The sequence below is a fragment of the Acinetobacter sp. ANC 4910 genome, from assembly GCF_004331035.1.
Lineage (GTDB): Bacteria > Pseudomonadota > Gammaproteobacteria > Pseudomonadales > Moraxellaceae > Acinetobacter.
Map to the genome: position 1 here is coordinate 43,828 of NZ_SJNT01000011.1, position 15,816 is coordinate 59,643.

At 41.1% G+C, this 15,816-nt stretch carries 16 protein-coding genes; 6 read left to right on the forward strand and 10 right to left on the reverse strand.

The genetic code is table 11. The features are described 5' to 3' along the window. Window positions 1–13: 13 nt before the first annotated feature. Window positions 14–496: a hypothetical protein gene (locus E0H82_RS12475; RefSeq protein ID WP_131265091.1), complete on the reverse strand. Its 483-nt coding sequence runs from the start codon at window positions 494–496 to the stop codon at window positions 14–16. Window positions 497–718: 222 nt separating this feature from the next. Here E0H82_RS12475 and E0H82_RS12480 point away from each other — a divergent pair, with 222 nt between their 5' ends. After that, window positions 719–1,297 (forward strand): DJ-1/PfpI family protein, encoded by a 579-nt coding sequence (locus tag E0H82_RS12480; protein WP_131265092.1) that lies wholly within the window; start codon window positions 719–721, stop codon window positions 1,295–1,297. Between the two features lie 68 nt (window positions 1,298–1,365). Here the strand turns inward: E0H82_RS12480 and E0H82_RS12485 are convergent, their stop codons facing one another. From E0H82_RS12485 to sbmA, 4 genes are all read right to left on the reverse strand, one after another. Next, window positions 1,366–2,202 (reverse strand): hypothetical protein, encoded by an 837-nt coding sequence (locus E0H82_RS12485; RefSeq protein WP_131265093.1) that lies wholly within the window; start codon window positions 2,200–2,202, stop codon window positions 1,366–1,368. 81 nt (window positions 2,203–2,283) lie between these two features. Next, a complete protein-coding gene (locus E0H82_RS12490; RefSeq protein ID WP_228258658.1) occupies window positions 2,284–3,261 on the reverse strand; it encodes a hypothetical protein in 978 nt (325 codons plus the stop codon). 294 nt (window positions 3,262–3,555) lie between these two features. Then, window positions 3,556–4,623, reverse strand: coding sequence for a DUF1176 domain-containing protein (locus E0H82_RS12495; RefSeq protein ID WP_131265143.1), 1,068 nt, complete (start codon window positions 4,621–4,623; stop codon window positions 3,556–3,558). Window positions 4,624–4,767: 144 nt separating this feature from the next. Next, window positions 4,768–5,961 (reverse strand): peptide antibiotic transporter SbmA, encoded by a 1,194-nt coding sequence (gene sbmA / locus E0H82_RS12500; RefSeq protein WP_131265094.1) that lies wholly within the window; start codon window positions 5,959–5,961, stop codon window positions 4,768–4,770. A gap of 466 nt (window positions 5,962–6,427) precedes the next feature. Between sbmA and E0H82_RS12505 the strand changes: the two genes are divergently transcribed. Beyond that, window positions 6,428–6,622, forward strand: a complete 195-nt coding sequence (locus tag E0H82_RS12505; RefSeq protein WP_131265095.1) for a hypothetical protein — start codon at window positions 6,428–6,430, stop codon at window positions 6,620–6,622. A 253-nt stretch (window positions 6,623–6,875) separates the two neighbouring features. Next, window positions 6,876–7,694 (forward strand): tetratricopeptide repeat protein, encoded by an 819-nt coding sequence (locus tag E0H82_RS12510; protein WP_131265096.1) that lies wholly within the window; start codon window positions 6,876–6,878, stop codon window positions 7,692–7,694. 77 nt (window positions 7,695–7,771) lie between these two features. Here E0H82_RS12510 and E0H82_RS12515 read toward each other — a convergent pair whose 3' ends face one another. Continuing rightward, window positions 7,772–8,698 carry an AEC family transporter gene (locus E0H82_RS12515; RefSeq protein WP_131265097.1) on the reverse strand — a complete coding sequence of 309 codons (927 nt, stop codon included), beginning with the start codon at window positions 8,696–8,698 and terminating at the stop codon, window positions 7,772–7,774. A gap of 114 nt (window positions 8,699–8,812) precedes the next feature. After that, window positions 8,813–9,922 carry an NADH:flavin oxidoreductase/NADH oxidase gene (locus E0H82_RS12520; RefSeq protein ID WP_131265098.1) on the reverse strand — a complete coding sequence of 370 codons (1,110 nt, stop codon included), beginning with the start codon at window positions 9,920–9,922 and terminating at the stop codon, window positions 8,813–8,815. 192 nt (window positions 9,923–10,114) lie between these two features. Between E0H82_RS12520 and mutM the strand changes: the two genes are divergently transcribed. Then, window positions 10,115–10,966 (forward strand): bifunctional DNA-formamidopyrimidine glycosylase/DNA-(apurinic or apyrimidinic site) lyase, encoded by an 852-nt coding sequence (mutM, locus tag E0H82_RS12525; RefSeq protein WP_131265099.1) that lies wholly within the window; start codon window positions 10,115–10,117, stop codon window positions 10,964–10,966. After that, window positions 10,963–11,247 (forward strand): peptidylprolyl isomerase, encoded by a 285-nt coding sequence (locus E0H82_RS12530; protein ID WP_016165366.1) that lies wholly within the window; start codon window positions 10,963–10,965, stop codon window positions 11,245–11,247. Before mutM ends, E0H82_RS12530 begins: the two co-directional genes overlap by 4 nt. A gap of 57 nt (window positions 11,248–11,304) precedes the next feature. On the opposite strand, the gene E0H82_RS12535 is transcribed toward E0H82_RS12530, so the two are convergent. From E0H82_RS12535 to typA, 3 genes are all read right to left on the reverse strand, one after another. Continuing rightward, the gene (locus E0H82_RS12535; protein WP_131265100.1) at window positions 11,305–11,634 is read right to left on the reverse strand and encodes a gamma-glutamylcyclotransferase family protein; all 330 of its coding nucleotides are present in this window, start codon (window positions 11,632–11,634) and stop codon (window positions 11,305–11,307) included. Between the two features lie 133 nt (window positions 11,635–11,767). Further along, on the reverse strand, window positions 11,768–12,202 hold the full coding sequence (mscL, locus tag E0H82_RS12540) for a large conductance mechanosensitive channel protein MscL (RefSeq protein WP_131265101.1): 435 nt from the start codon (window positions 12,200–12,202) through the stop codon (window positions 11,768–11,770). Between the two features lie 181 nt (window positions 12,203–12,383). Beyond that, complete coding sequence (gene typA / locus E0H82_RS12545) at window positions 12,384–14,213, reverse strand: translational GTPase TypA (protein WP_116760016.1); 1,830 nt, start codon at window positions 14,211–14,213, stop codon at window positions 12,384–12,386. 170 nt (window positions 14,214–14,383) lie between these two features. Here typA and E0H82_RS12550 point away from each other — a divergent pair, with 170 nt between their 5' ends. Next, a complete protein-coding gene (locus E0H82_RS12550) occupies window positions 14,384–15,754 on the forward strand; it encodes a uracil-xanthine permease family protein (protein ID WP_131265102.1) in 1,371 nt (456 codons plus the stop codon). Window positions 15,755–15,816 lie beyond the last annotated feature (62 nt).

Genomic DNA, 15,816 nt, shown 5'->3' on the forward strand with positions numbered 1-15,816 from the left:
GATAAAACATGATTTAATATTGCGCTAAATCTCGCTCCCGACAAGACAGTTCATAATATTCAGCTTGCGGTCGTCTTTTTAGAATATGACTATAATAATCAGTATTATCGTTTGCTATAAGGCCTAAAGAACACTGATTCTTTTTGGCAAATTGTTGCAACGCCGCCAAGTCCGCAGTTTTGCTTAATACAGCCCCCCAACCTTCACTGACACAACAGCCGACATACTGTGACATATATTCATCCGACACCGCGACCACATTTTGCCCCATAAACTTGAGTGGTTTTTTAATGCGAAATACATCGTTGTAGTCATAACGGGAAACTTCAGGTTTCTTGGCAATAAAGCCACCCGCTTGTAAAACTTTAAAAGTCGGAAAATCTTGTTTCGCAGTCCCCATCCCCCGATAGCTGGTCATATCCGCAGCCATGGTCATTGAAGAAAAACTGATTGCGACCCACAACAAACTTTTTGAAACCCAGTGCTTCACGCCCATCTTTATTATCCTTTGTTATTGCTATAAGACAGACTGGCATTTTAATGCAGATCAGGTCTAAAACAACTGATGATCACGATGATATTGACTGTCTTTTATTTTCCATCCCCTCCTGATAATTCGTTACGACTAAAGACAACAAAGCCTGACTTAAGCTGATCATTGGACTATGCTATGGTGAAGAAAAATGATTCCATACAGAACAACACAGAGAGAAAAATCATGCCTAAACAGATTCTCATGCTGGTCGGTGACTACGCCGAAGATTACGAAACCATGGTGCCTTTTCAATTTTTGACAGGACTGGGTTATACCGTACATGCGGTCTGTCCAGACAAAAAATCGGGGGACAGTATTGCCACGGCAATTCACGACTTTGAAGGTGAACAAACCTATAGCGAAAAGCGTGGACACAACTTTGCCATTAATCATGATTTTGATGCAGTGAATACTGCTGACTATATTGGCTTAGTCATTCCAGGTGGTCGTGCACCTGAATACTTACGCATGAATGCCCGCGTCATTGAAATTGTGCAAGAATTTGATACTTCGAAAAAACCGATTGCTGCGGTATGTCACGGTGCACAAATTCTGGCTGCTGCCAATGTACTGCAAGGTCGTACCTGTTCAGCCTATCCTGCCTGTGCAGCAGAAGTGAAACTGGCAGGTGGTCACTATGCTGATATTGCCGTAACAGAAGCAGTGACAGATGGACATTTGGTCACAGCACCTGCTTGGCCTGCACACCCCGCTTGGTTAGCGCAATATGTAAAAGCACTCGGTGCAACTATTCAGATTTAAGACATTTTATCTTAAGTACTAATCGTTGCGTTCCAAACCACATATAGGGAACGCAACCCATAGATGAGCTATTTCATCACGGGTGACAGATGATGTATGGTCGGTGATTTGTTCCAATACCAATAAAAATAGCCACCTTGATTTTGTAATAAGGTATGCGTTTTCAATTGGGTCTGCTGCTGACTGCCCCAGCAAGCATGTGCGGAGTTACGATTGTTATGTAAGTTAATATATTCCTGCTCCGAATGTGCAGGCTGCGGGGGTAAATACAGTGCTGAACCTATGGGAACCCACAAATCGGCCAGATAAATTTTCTTTTGTTTGGGCCAATAACGAGCCACACTAATCACCAAAGGTAAGTTTGCATCGCTCGATGCAAACACATGTGGAAAATCATGATGCTCCATATCGGTACATATAAACGGAAATAAAGTTTTTCCACGACCCGAAGCCAAACCTAGATCCAAATAGGGACACCAGTAGCTTGCCCAAAGCCCATATTCATATTCAATTTGGGATAGCGTGGTAACTGGACTTTGAATTTGAATGGCTTGCCCCGCTTCAACGAGAGTAAAACCAAAAGCTGCCGCATTTTCTCGGGTTGCCCAGAGTGCTTCAAACTCAAATCGAGTACCTTTAAATTCCAACTGGGTTTCTATGCCATAAGGTGCATTGTCCTTAGTGCCTAAACAACGAGGGACAAGATACTTATTGCCTTTGCTTTTTCGATTTTCTGGTGCAAGAGCAAGTGGTTTTAGCCCATCAGGTAAGCTCGCGAGATAGCTAGGTCGACCTGCATCATTATAAAAATAGGGTGTCAGTTGAATATCAACCTCATATTCCCTGACTTCCCGATCCAATAATGCCGCCTCAAAATACACAGCATTTTCCGAACAGTTCCCCATCGTCACACCTCTTTATTTACTTTTTTATTTCGTGATGCTACCTCAGTCCCATTTATTCACTTTAACTGACCGTTAAACGACTTATCGCCCCTGTTTTAGCATGCGCTTAGCACCTGCATGGTTATAGTTGCTAGCAAGATTTTGCAGAATTTTATCGGCTTGTCCTTTCGGGTTAGAAAAACGACTGCTGTATGCAGGCACACTGGTCAAACACCGTGCAACGAGCATGCCTGAATCGGTATACACATTTGCATTGGTTCCTGCCAATTTTCCATAGTTATACGCACGTTGGGCATTGTTACAGGCATTTAACTTATTGGTACCTTTGCTTAAATCACGACGAGCGGTGACATAAGCTTTGAGCTGCTGCTGTTGCGGTGTTTCAACTGCTGCAGCAGTTACAGTTTGCGTAGCGTCTACTACAGTAGGTTTACTTTCTTTCTTTTTCTCTGCTTCTTTTTTATTATCAGGCTCTTTAGCTATTTCGGTTTTGCTATTTTTTGTCGTTGTGGTGCTCTTCGCTGTTTTTTTCTCTGCCGAGTTTGATCCTACATTTTTATACCATTGCTTGGCTTCATCTGCTCTCAGCATACGGGTTTGCAAACTCACAGCACGCGCTGTAAGACGACTTTCCAACTTTCCTTCTGCAATAGGTTCAATCGAAACAATCCAACGCTCATCAGGCAATACACATTCGTAAGCACCGATACCTTGCTTCACATTACTGTTTCCCATCAGGCGCTTTTTCTGTGTCTGATCTTTAACTAAATGCAAATTACTTTTATACAGCAAGGCAAATTTGCCACCTTTGGCATGACAATAACTACCTAAATACTTACGTGGATATAACGCTTGAGTTTCAGTGCTGTTTTGTTGTTTTCCCCAATCATAGACATATTCTTTTGCCGTACCATCAGCTGCATTCAAATTTTTCTGGTCAATTAACGCTTGTGGTGTTGCATATTTATTGATGGAATCTGTACTGAAATTACTGATGTGGTTACACCCCTGTAAAGTAATTCCCATCGCCCCAATGAAAATAAATTGTTTTAAATTCACGTCGCCGTTCTCAATAATTATTTTATTGTTTAAAAATATCGCAAATTACATAAAATAACAAACCATAGCCCACTGATTTTATTACTCATTTTTATATTTTATTAAAAACCAAATCAACCAAACCCTATTTAATGTTAAACAAATTATATTTTTGTTTTTTTAGTTGTTTCAATTAACACAATTACTGTGGTTGAAGCTCATACAGATATGACCACATAAAATCATCTTTTTAATCAAATAAATAAAAAATAGCGATCAAGCCTACCGCAATTTCAGTGCATGGAAACCGACAAACTACTTAACCACGGCCTCAATTTTATCTAAATCCCACACGCCTCCCGCAGCTAAACCTTTACACATCCCAGTCCAACGATCGACGGTTTGCACAAACTGTTGTCCATTCCACACCCATTCTGCAATAGCCCAACAGTCGCCAATGCCTCGCCCTTTTTGCCCACTATAAATATGCCCCTCCGAAAAATCTGACGCAGTTTCGGTAATAAAAGTTGCAGGACCTTTGAGTGAAGCATCTAATACCCACATGCCATAACCTTCATTATAGGCGGCACGCCAGCACAGCGTTGTGGCCAATACCTTTTGTCCGCTTAGTTTATACAGTTGAATCGGTTGTGGTTCCTGTCCATCACCTGTATATACTCCGTCACAAAACCCTTCACTCACCTCGGTTTTAGGCTGCGATGACATCAACGTTTTATACAAAGTTTGATAGGGTGCTTGAGTTGGATCTAAAGTCCGATAGGGTTGATTTGCGGTCTTCACTGGTTTCACCACGAATTTGGGTATAGCTGCTAAAACACCTGCTTCATTGTTACGTCCCTTTTTAATCAAAGCGCCCACAGTATTCAGCCGTTTTTGGAAATCATCCATTTTTAACAGTGTCGCAGTCATGCCCTTATCAGAGATTTGCCAATGTGCATGCTGATTTTTAAATTCAATTTGGGCATTTTGTGCAGCACCTTGTAATAAGGCATTCACTTGCTGATTCGACAGCGTCCCCATCAAAGGCAGCTCATTGCCATCAATATTCACCATCCCTAAGTCCCGACCATTCACAAAAAAATGAATATCCCGAATTTTGGATGCTGGCAATTCTTCTTCAAAACTGGCTAAAGCAAATTCTGCCATTACCGTTTGCTTCGCTCCTGCGTGACGCGTCAAAAGTATTGATGCGGGTTCTGATTGACTGAGATCATCATTTTGATAACCTGCCGCACGGCAGGTGCCTGTATTGCTACAATAAAGCTCCCAATCTTCATGAGAAAAAGATATTCCTTTAATATCTTGCGCCAAAATAGCTGTACTGACCGCAGTTAAACACGTTACAGAAATAAAATAAGCGATAAATTTCATCAGGAAGGCACTGTTATTTATTGTCATCATTGTTTTTAGTTTACTGCTTTCCATGTATTTGAACAAAATGACGTTACTTTCCAAGCGAAAAAAACCTGCAAAATGCAGGCTCTTTTCAATCGATAAACAGTTCGATTATTCATCCAAAATCGATTCAAAGGCTTTTAAACGCTTATAAATGGACAACAGTTCAATAATGGTTTTCCAAGACATAATTAAATATTGGAAAGATTCACGAACTTTATCAAAAACATTCCCAATCTGATTGACCAAACCTAAGGTCATTTTTCCTGCTGCAATGGACGGGAATAGCACCACTAAGCTATATAAAATATCAAGTTGTCGATACCACGTTGCCACCAAGTTGAAATACGCATAATGAAAATACAGGCGGAAATAGTTTTTGCGTACGCGACTAAAAAGTTCGGCCAAGGTTGCAGGCTGTGCACGATCTGCATGATCTTCTCCGTATACCAATTCTTTACGATATGCTGCTTCTACTTTCTGATTGTTAAATTCCAAACCTGGCAGCTTATTTCCCACCACCATCAACAACACCGTACCAAAAATTGCCCAAATAATGGATGCCCAAACCAGTGAATGCTGAACTTCGCCTACAACGGGTAATACAGGCACATGTTTAGACAAATCAAATAAAATGGGGAGGAAAGCGACCAAAATCATAATGGCTTTGATCAGCTCGACACCCAAATCTTCCATAATGGTGGCAAAACGCATGGTGTCTTCCTGTACACGCTGTGATGCCCCTTCAACTTGGCGCAGTTTTTCCCAACGTTCCGTATAATATTCGTTCATCGCTGTACGCCAGCGGAATACATAGTGACTGGTAAAGAAAGCATTAATCACAGCAAACGTTACTGCGACCATCGCAATGTAGAGAAAGGTTAAAGTGCCCATATATAAGTCGTTAATATTGCCGCCTTTGCCCAACATATTTTGGATTAAGTCCCAAAATGGACCATACCAAGCATTAATCGCAACACTGACCTGTACACCAAACCAGATGTTAAACAAAATAAAGGCAGAACCCCAAATAGACCAACCTTGCCACTTATTGTCGGAAAAAAATTTCCAGAACAAAGCAAATAGTGCGGTTGAAATAAAGAACCAGACATAAAACCATAAAAATGAAGGTGACCAAAAGCGACTCACGCCTACAGGTAACTCTGTATTGGTATATCCCTGTGGCCATCCAATGGCACTCCCCCATGTATTTCCTCCCGTGTACCACAAAGTCATATTAAGCACTGACCAGATCAACACCGAAATAAAAAACCATTTGGGATTTGGAAAAAATGATTTAAACATTGAACCCGAAAATCCTTGAGTTGTTTGAATGAATATCTTTGGAATACTAATCCTAATTTTGTAATTTCTGGTACGAACTTTTACAGATATTTGTACTTTTTTCTTTTGTAATCATTTATTTGTGAAAATAATTCTCATTTGCTATTTTTTTTGTGGATCAATCTCATAATTTTTTATCCATTACCGTTTAACATTCCAACTCCGACCTTTTCTCTATAACTATTGATTCTTTTACATAATTATTATATTCGTAATCGATCAGCCCCCCTATATTGCTTATAGATTGGCTATTGCGAAAAAATCGGCATGATATGGAATAGACTTTTGATTTTTATCAAGATCGATAGAATTTTTTCATCGTTATTCCATGAAATATTTTGTATTTCTGACGTAGTGCAATCTATGCCCGAAAGGAATAATGCTACACTGTTGCCATAAAATTAACTAAATTTATGAGGAGAAGAATATGGAATCATTTGTTATTGAACTGATAAAACCAATTACTCTAGAAAAAGAAAATCACACCGCAAAAGTCTTCGAAGAAGGCACAATTCTTAAAGTCTTATTGAAAACACCGAATTCTTTATTGGTAAGTGATGATGCCAAATTTAGTTTTACCGTAGATTTAGATGGCGAAAATATCATTTGGCGTAAACTTTAAGATTCCACTCAGGCTGTCAAGCTACATAAATTGTCATAGCAACCACCCCGTATCGGGTATATGGAGTGGTTATGTTCACAAGCTCTAATTGAGTGAACTTAAACGCTGATGAATATTGGCAAATCAATAACAATAATTTTAAGCAAAACACAATTGCTATATTTACATTCGGTCAATTCAACTTATTATGTATTTGTTTCTCTACCCGACACACAGATGGAATTGTGTGAATGCCCCACAAGGTTTTTAAAAGATGAAAAAAATAATTCTTGCTAGCTTAATCGCGATGTCCACACAATTCGCATTTGCTGAAAGTAAACCCGCCGCAGCAGATCCCGCTTTTACTGAAGTCGAAGCCATGGTCAAAGCCAATAATATGACAGGTGCCTATCAGGCATTGGAAAAACTTGGCAAGGCAGGCAATGCTCAAGCCCTTTACAATTTAGGCTATTTAACCCAAATGGGGCAAGGCACAACCAAAGATGAAAAGAAAGCCATTCAACTTTATGAGCAATCTGCCAGTAAAGGTTACCCCGTTGCGGACTATGTACTGGGCAAAAATTATTTAGCAGGTACTTTGGGTTTAAAACAAGATACAGCGAAAGCAAAACAGTATTTTGAAAAAGCCTCTGCTAAAGGTTTTAGCGATGCTACAGTCGATCTGGCGGTGTTACTTTTTTCTGAAAATAATCCAGCCTCGGACAAATTGGCATTACAAAAGCTTGATCCTTTAATCAAAAAAGGGAATTTCCAAGCCCTTCACGCTAAAGCCTTGTATGACATTAGCACTGGATTCAAAAACAAAGATGAAGCTCCGATTAAGCAAGGTTTAGCCAGTATTCAAAACTTGGCGCAGAAAGGCTATATTCCTGCCTTAATGGCAGTTGGTAATATGTTTACCAATGGCAATATCGTGCCGCAAAATCTGCCTGAAGCGAAAAAAATCTTCATGGCACTTGCCAAAGAAAATGTACCACAAGCACAAGAATCATTAGCAGTCGTTGAAAGAATGATGGCTGAACAGGCGAAAGCATCAACAGCATCACCAACTAAAGCCGCAAAAAAAAGCTAATTTATCCCGATCACTTGTTGATATAGAAAATGCCCATCTAAAAAGATGGGCATTCTTTTTGGTCGAAAGATTGAAACTTATCCCCACCAAAATGCAATCAAACCACTCACAACTCCAAACCCTAAAATTGTACTGAGCATTAAAGGCGTAAGGGCTTTTTCATTTAGTCCATAAGTCTGTCCAAATATGCCAAACGCAATTGGCATAGGCAATGCCGCCAATAAAGTTCCTGCATACAACATTTCCTGACTGACATTCGGCAGTACTGAAAACAGCAGAAAAATGGTCAACGGCATCAGAATAATTTTAAAGAAAACCAAAACAAGGCTTTGTATATCAACAGCTTTAAGACCTATACCTACCAAACTGCCACCAATCACAAACAACGCCAGTGGCGATGCCGTCTTCCCCAGCATCGCTAAAATCTGATCGATGGCAGCAGGTAATTTTAGCCCCAATAATACACAGCTCATCCCTAAAATAATGGCTAAAATGACAGGGTTTTTCAGCAGATTAACCAACGTTGGAAGGGCAACCTGTTTAAAACTGCCCTGCTGCTGTAATCCTGCCTCAGCAATCATTAACACCAAAGCCACAATCAGTAGATTTTCAATAATCAATGTCAGAGAAATATAAATTGCCGCATGTTGACCAATCAACATGGTCAAAATTGCAGTACCAATAAAGCCCGTATTTGACATCGATGCCCCCATCGCCATAACTGCCGAAGCAGTTAAGCGATGTTGGAAATAATGCCGATATAAAACAAAGGCACAAACAAACAGCAGTAATGAGCCACCACCATATGCAATGAAATAACTCGGATGCCAAATCTCATTTAAATTACGACTGGCTAAGGCATGCAATAAAAATGCAGGTAAAGCAATCTTGATCACGAAGGCACTAAGCGCTTTAATCTGTTCAGACAGGATTAAGCCACCTTTGACACAGGCAAATCCAAGCAATACCAACAATATAATCGGCAAAATAATACTTAAGACCACATGTGTACTCCATACCAACGCTTTTTCAAAATGCCTCCTTGCTATGTTTTAGCATGCAATCATCACGGTATGCTTAAAGGAAGGTTCTACGCCAACAATCAACTTAACCTAGGTTTATTCCGAAAATGACTTGAATAATTGCTTCACGCCATGCGGCTGACAACGCAGATATTGTGGTGCAATTTCCAGAGTTTCTCCCAATTCTGCTGCGGCGTGCCAAGGCCAACGTGGGTCGTACAACATCGCGCGTGCCAAGCCAATTGCATCGGCTTGTTCTTGTTGCAATACCTGTTCTGCTTGTTGAGCTTCCGTAATCAGTCCCACTGCAATCACTGGAATATCAATGGCTTGTTTTACTGCTTGTGCAAACGGAACTTGATAATTCGCGCCAATCTGAATCGCCTGCTCTACATGCAACCCCCCACTGGAAACATGAATATAGGCAGCACCCAATTGTTGCAGGCGTTTCGACAATTCAACCGATTCCTCAACCGTCCAACCGCCATCAAACCAATCTTGAGCAGATAAACGCACACCGATTGGATAGCCTTGAGGTACAACATCAAGCATCGCTTGAAAAGTTTCTAAGGTCATCCGAATGCGATTTTCAAACTCGCCACCATATTCATCCTGACGCTGATTTGCCAGTGGTGACATAAATTGATGCAACAGATAACCATGCGCTGCATGTAACTCAATTAAATCAAATCCTGCATCCACAGCACGAATGGCAGCTTGGGCAAAATCTTGCTGAACCTGCTTAAGCTCAGCCATCGATAAGGCATGTGGAGGAATATCTTTCGGATTAAATGTTACCTCACTGGCAGAAACCGTTTGCCAACCATGTTGTTCTGTTGGAGTAATTTGTCCTCTGCCTAACCAAGGCTTATCCGTAGATGCCTTACGCCCAGCATGCGCCAATTGAATCGCAAAGGGCATCGGAGAAATTGAACGAACTTTCTTTAATAACTGCTGCATTTGATCGCGTTGTCGATCATTCCATAGCCCTAAATCTGCAAAACTGATTCGTCCTTCGGGTTGCACTGCTGTTGCCTCAACAATACACAGCCCCGCACCAGATAAGGCATAATTTGCCCATTGCTGTTCATGCCAATAGCTCAGCTCGCCTTGATCATTGGCTGAATATTGGCACATTGGCGCAATTACGATGCGATTTTTTACAGAGAGTGAACCATACTGAATGGGCTGAAATAAGCGTGACATGCGATGCCTCATAATTCTAATTTCCGTGACTTATCACGTTATACAGATTATGCCGAGGCTGCAAATACTCTTTTCATCTATTGTTTAAGTTCCATCCTCAAAAGAAAGCGATCAGATTTTGAAAAGGCTTGCATTCCCGCCTATTCAGCCCGATATTAGCCTTGTTGTCTTAGAACTGTCATTTTAAAGCCTATGCCTGAATTACCCGAAGTAGAAACCACCAAAACTAGCTTGCTCCCGTTGATTGGACAACACGTTCAATCCGTTACGGTCTTTGAGCCGCGTTTACGTTGGCCTATTCCCGACGATTTACAACGTCTGCAAGGACAAAAACTACTGAAGCTCACACGTCGTTCTAAGTATATTCTGGCAGAATTTGAACAAGATCGGATGCTTTGGCATTTAGGCATGTCGGGAAGTTTTAGATTGTGTGAAACGCACGAGGAAAAGCGCAAACACGATCATTTGATTCTTCAATTTGATGACATCCAGTTGCGTTATCACGACCCACGCCGCTTTGGTTGCATTCTTTGGTGGGATGCGGAAACTGAAGCAAAACTGCTTGCTCCTTTAGGACCTGAACCATTAAGCGAAGCATTTAATGCAGATTATTTAAGCCAAAAATTGAAAAATAAACAGGTCGGCATAAAAGTTGCAATGATGGATAATCATGTGGTGGTGGGTGTGGGCAATATCTATGCCACTGAAAGCTTATTCAATTTAGGCATACATCCAGCACAAGTGGCCTCAAGTTTATCTATGCACCAAATTGAAAAACTGGTGCAGGAAACCAAAAGAATCTTACAGCAAGCCATTCAACTGGGCGGATCAACGCTACGAGATTATAGTAACGCGATGGGGGAAAATGGTTACTTTCAACAAACCCTGCTCGCGTATGGTCGCGCTGGTGAAATGTGTGTGAACTGTGAAACAACATTGGAAAATTTAAAACTGGGACAACGTGCAAGTGTCTTCTGCCCACAATGCCAACCCTTGAAACAAGTAGCTAAAATGACAGCAATCAAGCGAGGTAAAATCAAGTGAAAACAGCTATTGTTCGACATATTCTGGTCAAAGATAAAGAGTTAGCTGAGCAGTTAAAAAAGAAAATTTTAGATGGTGCCGATTTTGCCAAAATTGCCAAACAATACTCGACCTGTAATTCGGGTAAGCGTGGTGGTGAACTGGGTGAAGTGAAAAAGGGGCAATTGGTGCCTGTGATTGATAAATTGGTCTTTACTGCGGCTGAACATGTCTTGCATGGTCCAGTGAAAAGCCAATTTGGCTTCCATTTGGTTGAAATAAAATTCCGTATGGCATTCTAAATTTATTCAGTAAAGCAGTGCCTAAATTATTTTAGGCACCGCCCTTTGGATAGCGGTTTAAGCCGCTTTCATTTCATATATCCAAGCATCGGTTTGTTCACCCGACTCCAATTCAACTTGTACAGTGACCCGTTGATACTGCATGCCTTCAAACTCATCTAACGAAGCCCAATGTTCAATCAATTCGTCTGTACTAAAAAAATAACCTTCCACTTTCGGGGCTGCTCGGTCGAGTACAATTGCGGGCAATCCTTGGTCTGGCCCCCAATCCAAAATGTGTACCACACCATTTACATAGCCTTTTTGCCATGTGCCACCAATGCCTTCTAAAATATGTGCATTTTCCTGATTAGGGCGTAAGGTTCCATAGACAAACAATCGATTCATCGGATTTTCATCTTCTAATTAAAAAATCAGCGCGCATCTTAATCGGAAAAATGTACAAAAACTAGCCCTTTCATGCATCCTTGATGACATAAAAAAACGGCACTTGAAAGTGCCGTTCTGAACCATGAATTGATTAAGATTTATTTTTTAATTCATCACGTATTTCACGTAACAATTGAATATCTTCAGGTGTTGCTACTGGTTCTGGTGCTGCTTCTTCTTGCTTACGACGCATACGGTTAATCATTTTCACCATTAAAAATACTACCCATGCCAAGATGATGAAGTTAATTAAAATGGTGAGGAAGTTACCATAAGTCAGGACATTTACCCCGGCTTTGGTCAACTCATCTAAGGATTGTAGGTTATTCGGATTATCACCTAATACAAAGAATTTTTGCGTGAAATCCACACCACCACCTGTGATGACAGTAATCAACGGCATGATAATGTCTTTTACCAATGAATCAACAATCTTACCAAATGCCCCACCGATGATCACACCGACAGCCAAATCAATCATGTTGCCTTTTACCGCAAATTCGCGAAACTCTTGAACAATGCTCATTGAACTCTCCAGTTATTTTTTGACTTTAATTTATGTGATGAAGTATACATTATTGAAATCTATATATTTCCATCTAATTTACTTGATTTTGTAAATTTTCTACAACGCTTTATTGAACAACTTATACAAAAAAACCGCTGATCAAAATCAGCGGTTTTTATCATCCGAAGATAAGAATAACTTATTTGTTACGCTTACGTTCGTTTTCAGTCAACCAACGCTTACGGATACGGATTGACTTAGGTGTTACTTCAACCAATTCATCATCTTCAATGAATTCAAGTGCTTGTTCAAGCGTGTATTCAACTGCAGGAACAAGAGTCAACGCATCATCAGTACCAGAAGCACGTACGTTAGTTAACTGTTTCGCTTTAGTTGGGTTAACCACCATATCGTCTGAACGTGAGTTAATACCTACGATCATACCTTCATAAACTTCTAACTGTGGCTTAGCGAATAGACGACCACGGTCTTGTAAGCTGAACAGTGCATAGCCAAGGCAAGTACCTTGAACCATAGAAATCAACACACCGTTTTGACGCTTCGCAACAGTACCTTGTTTCATCGGACCGTAGTGAGAGAAGCTTGAAGTCATGATTCCTGTACCAGAAGTCATAGTCAAGAATTCTGAACGGAAACCAATTAAGCCACGTGAAGGTACAGTTGCTTCAATACGGATACGGCCTTTACCGTCAACTTCCATATTGGTCATTTCACCTTTACGGCTACCCATTTGTTCCATTACAGAACCTTGGTGCTGTTCTTCAACGTCAAATGTAACGTTTTCGTATGGTTCTTGTTTTTCACCGTCAATTTCTTTGATGATTACTTGTGGGCGAGATACGCCCATTTCGAAACCTTCGCGACGCATGTTTTCAATTAAAACTGAAAGGTGAAGTTCACCACGGCCAGATACTTTGAAACGGTCTGGACTGTCAGTATCTTCTACACGTAATGCTACGTTGTGAATTAATTCGCGGTCTAAACGTTCACGGATGTTACGTGAAGTAACGAATTTACCTTCTTTACCTGCAAACGGTGAGTTGTTTACTTGGAAAGTCATGGTCACTGTAGGTTCATCTACAGACAATGGTGGTAAAGCTTCAACATTTTTCGGATCACAAATGGTGTCAGAAATATGAAGTTCATCAATACCTGTGATACATACGATATCGCCTGCTTGAGCAGAGTCAACATCAACACGCTCTAGACCATGGTAACCCATAATTTTTAAGATACGGCCGTTACGTGTCTTACCGTCTTTATCAATTACAGTTACAGGTGTATTTAAACCAATTGAACCACGTTGAATACGACCAACACCGATAACACCTACGAAGCTGTTATAGTCAAGTGAAGAGATCTGCATTTGGAATGGACCATCTGCATCAACTGCTGGTGGTTCAACAATGTCAACGATTGTTTGGAATAACGGGGTCATGTCGTCAGCTAATTCTTCTGGAGAAGGACCCGCTACACCACGTAAGCCAGATGCATAAACAACTGGGAAGTCGAGCTGTTCGTCAGTCGCACCCAAGTTATCAAACAAATCAAACACTTGGTCGATTACCCAGTCACAACGTGCGCTTGGTTTGTCAACTTTGTTGATAATTACGATTGGTTTCAAACCACGCGCGAACGCTTTTTGCGTTACAAAGCGAGTTTGTGGCATTGGACCTTCTTGAGAGTCAACCAATAACAATACACAGTCAACCATCGACATTACACGTTCAACTTCACCACCGAAGTCTGCGTGTCCCGGGGTGTCGACGATGTTAATACGATACTCAGTATTCGTACGAGCATCAGTCCATTTAATTGCAGTGTTCTTTGCAAGAATGGTAATACCACGTTCACTTTCGATAGCGCCCGAATCCATGACACGCTCAATCTCACCTGCGCGATCACCGAGAGCACCTGATTGTTGAAGTAATTTATCGACAAGTGTGGTTTTACCGTGGTCGACGTGGGCAATAATTGCAATATTGCGGAGATTTTTGATATCTGACATAGAATTCGATAAGTCTAAAACTTGAGGGCAAATTATACAGAAAAATAATAGATTTTAGTAGTGACAGTTTATTGACAAGCTCATTTTTTTTCACAAGTGGTCGGCATTTTGTTTTGTAAAGCCGTGTAACTCGATTAGAATAGCGCCATCTTGCCCACTGCCTTTGACTTATGGCTTATCAGAATCAATCTCCCCCTTCGCAAGACCAACTTGACTTGGTCTATGGTTTAAATGACCGCCCTAAACCTCTCATTGCGTTCCTCGCTGCCTTTCAGCACTTACTTGCCATTATTGTTCCGATTGTTACGCCGGGCTTACTCATCTGCTTAGCTTTAGGCGTATCCCAAAAAGATACCAACATGATTTTATCTATGTCTTTGGTCATTTCTGGCATAGCAACTTTCTTACAATGTAAAAAAGTGGGTCCTTTTGGCGCAGGTTTACTGATTGTTCAAGGCACAAGTTTTAACTTTATTGGTCCAATTATTGGAATTGGGTCTGCCATGGTTGCTGCGGGTACACCTGTAGAATCGGTGATGGCGGCAATTTTTGGCGTGGTAATTGCCGGTTCATTCATTGAGATGGGCGTTTCGCGTATTTTGCCTTGGGTCAAAATGCTCATTACCCCATTGGTCACAGGCATTGTGGTGTTATTGATTGGTCTGACTTTAATTAAGGAAGGCTTAATCAGCATGGGCGGTGGTTATCAAGCCATGTCAAACAACACTTTTGCCAATACCGACAACCTCATTATGTCGTGTACGGTACTGAGTTTAATTATCTTATTGAACCGTATTCGTATTACTTGGGTCAAAAGTTCAGCCATTTTAATCGCACTGATTGTCGGCTATGTGCTTGCAGCCTTTATGGGACATCTCGATTTTTCAGGTCTAAAAGATGCTCCTTTGATACAAATACCAACACCAATGCACTTTGGAATTGACTTCTCTTGGAGCTTGTTTATTCCTATGGCCTTTATTTATCTGGTCACATCTTTAGAAGCGATTGGGGATATTACTGCAACCTCTAAGCTTTCCAACCAACCAGTCGATGGTGCAACATGGATGGAACGCATTAAAGGCGGCGTATTGGTCAATGGCGCAAACTCTTTCCTTGCAGGTATTTTCAATACGTTCCCAAGCTCGGTGTTTGCCCAAAATAACGGGGTTATTCAGTTGACAGGTGTTGCGAGCCGCTACGTCGGTATCTGGATTGCAGCGCTGTTGGTCATTTTAGGTTTACTCCCTGCGGTTGCAGGCGTGATTCAAGCCGTTCCTCAAGCCGTGTTAGGCGGTGCTGTCATGGTCATGTTTGGTGCTGTAGCAGCATCAGGCATTAATATTCTTGCAGGGGTACATCTAGACCGTCGCGCCCTGCTCATTATTGCGATTTCACTCGCATTAGGTCTGGGCGTTGCTCAAGTACCACAAATTTTAGAGCACCTGCCTGAATTGTTCCGTAACATTTTTAGTTCAGGTGTTGCAACAGGTGGCATTGCCGCACTGGTTTTAAATATTGTGCTTCCTGAAACGAAGAAATAAGTTTTCATTTCTGTATGCACCTTGCCCAGCATTGTCTGGGCATCGTTTTTACTATGGAGTAA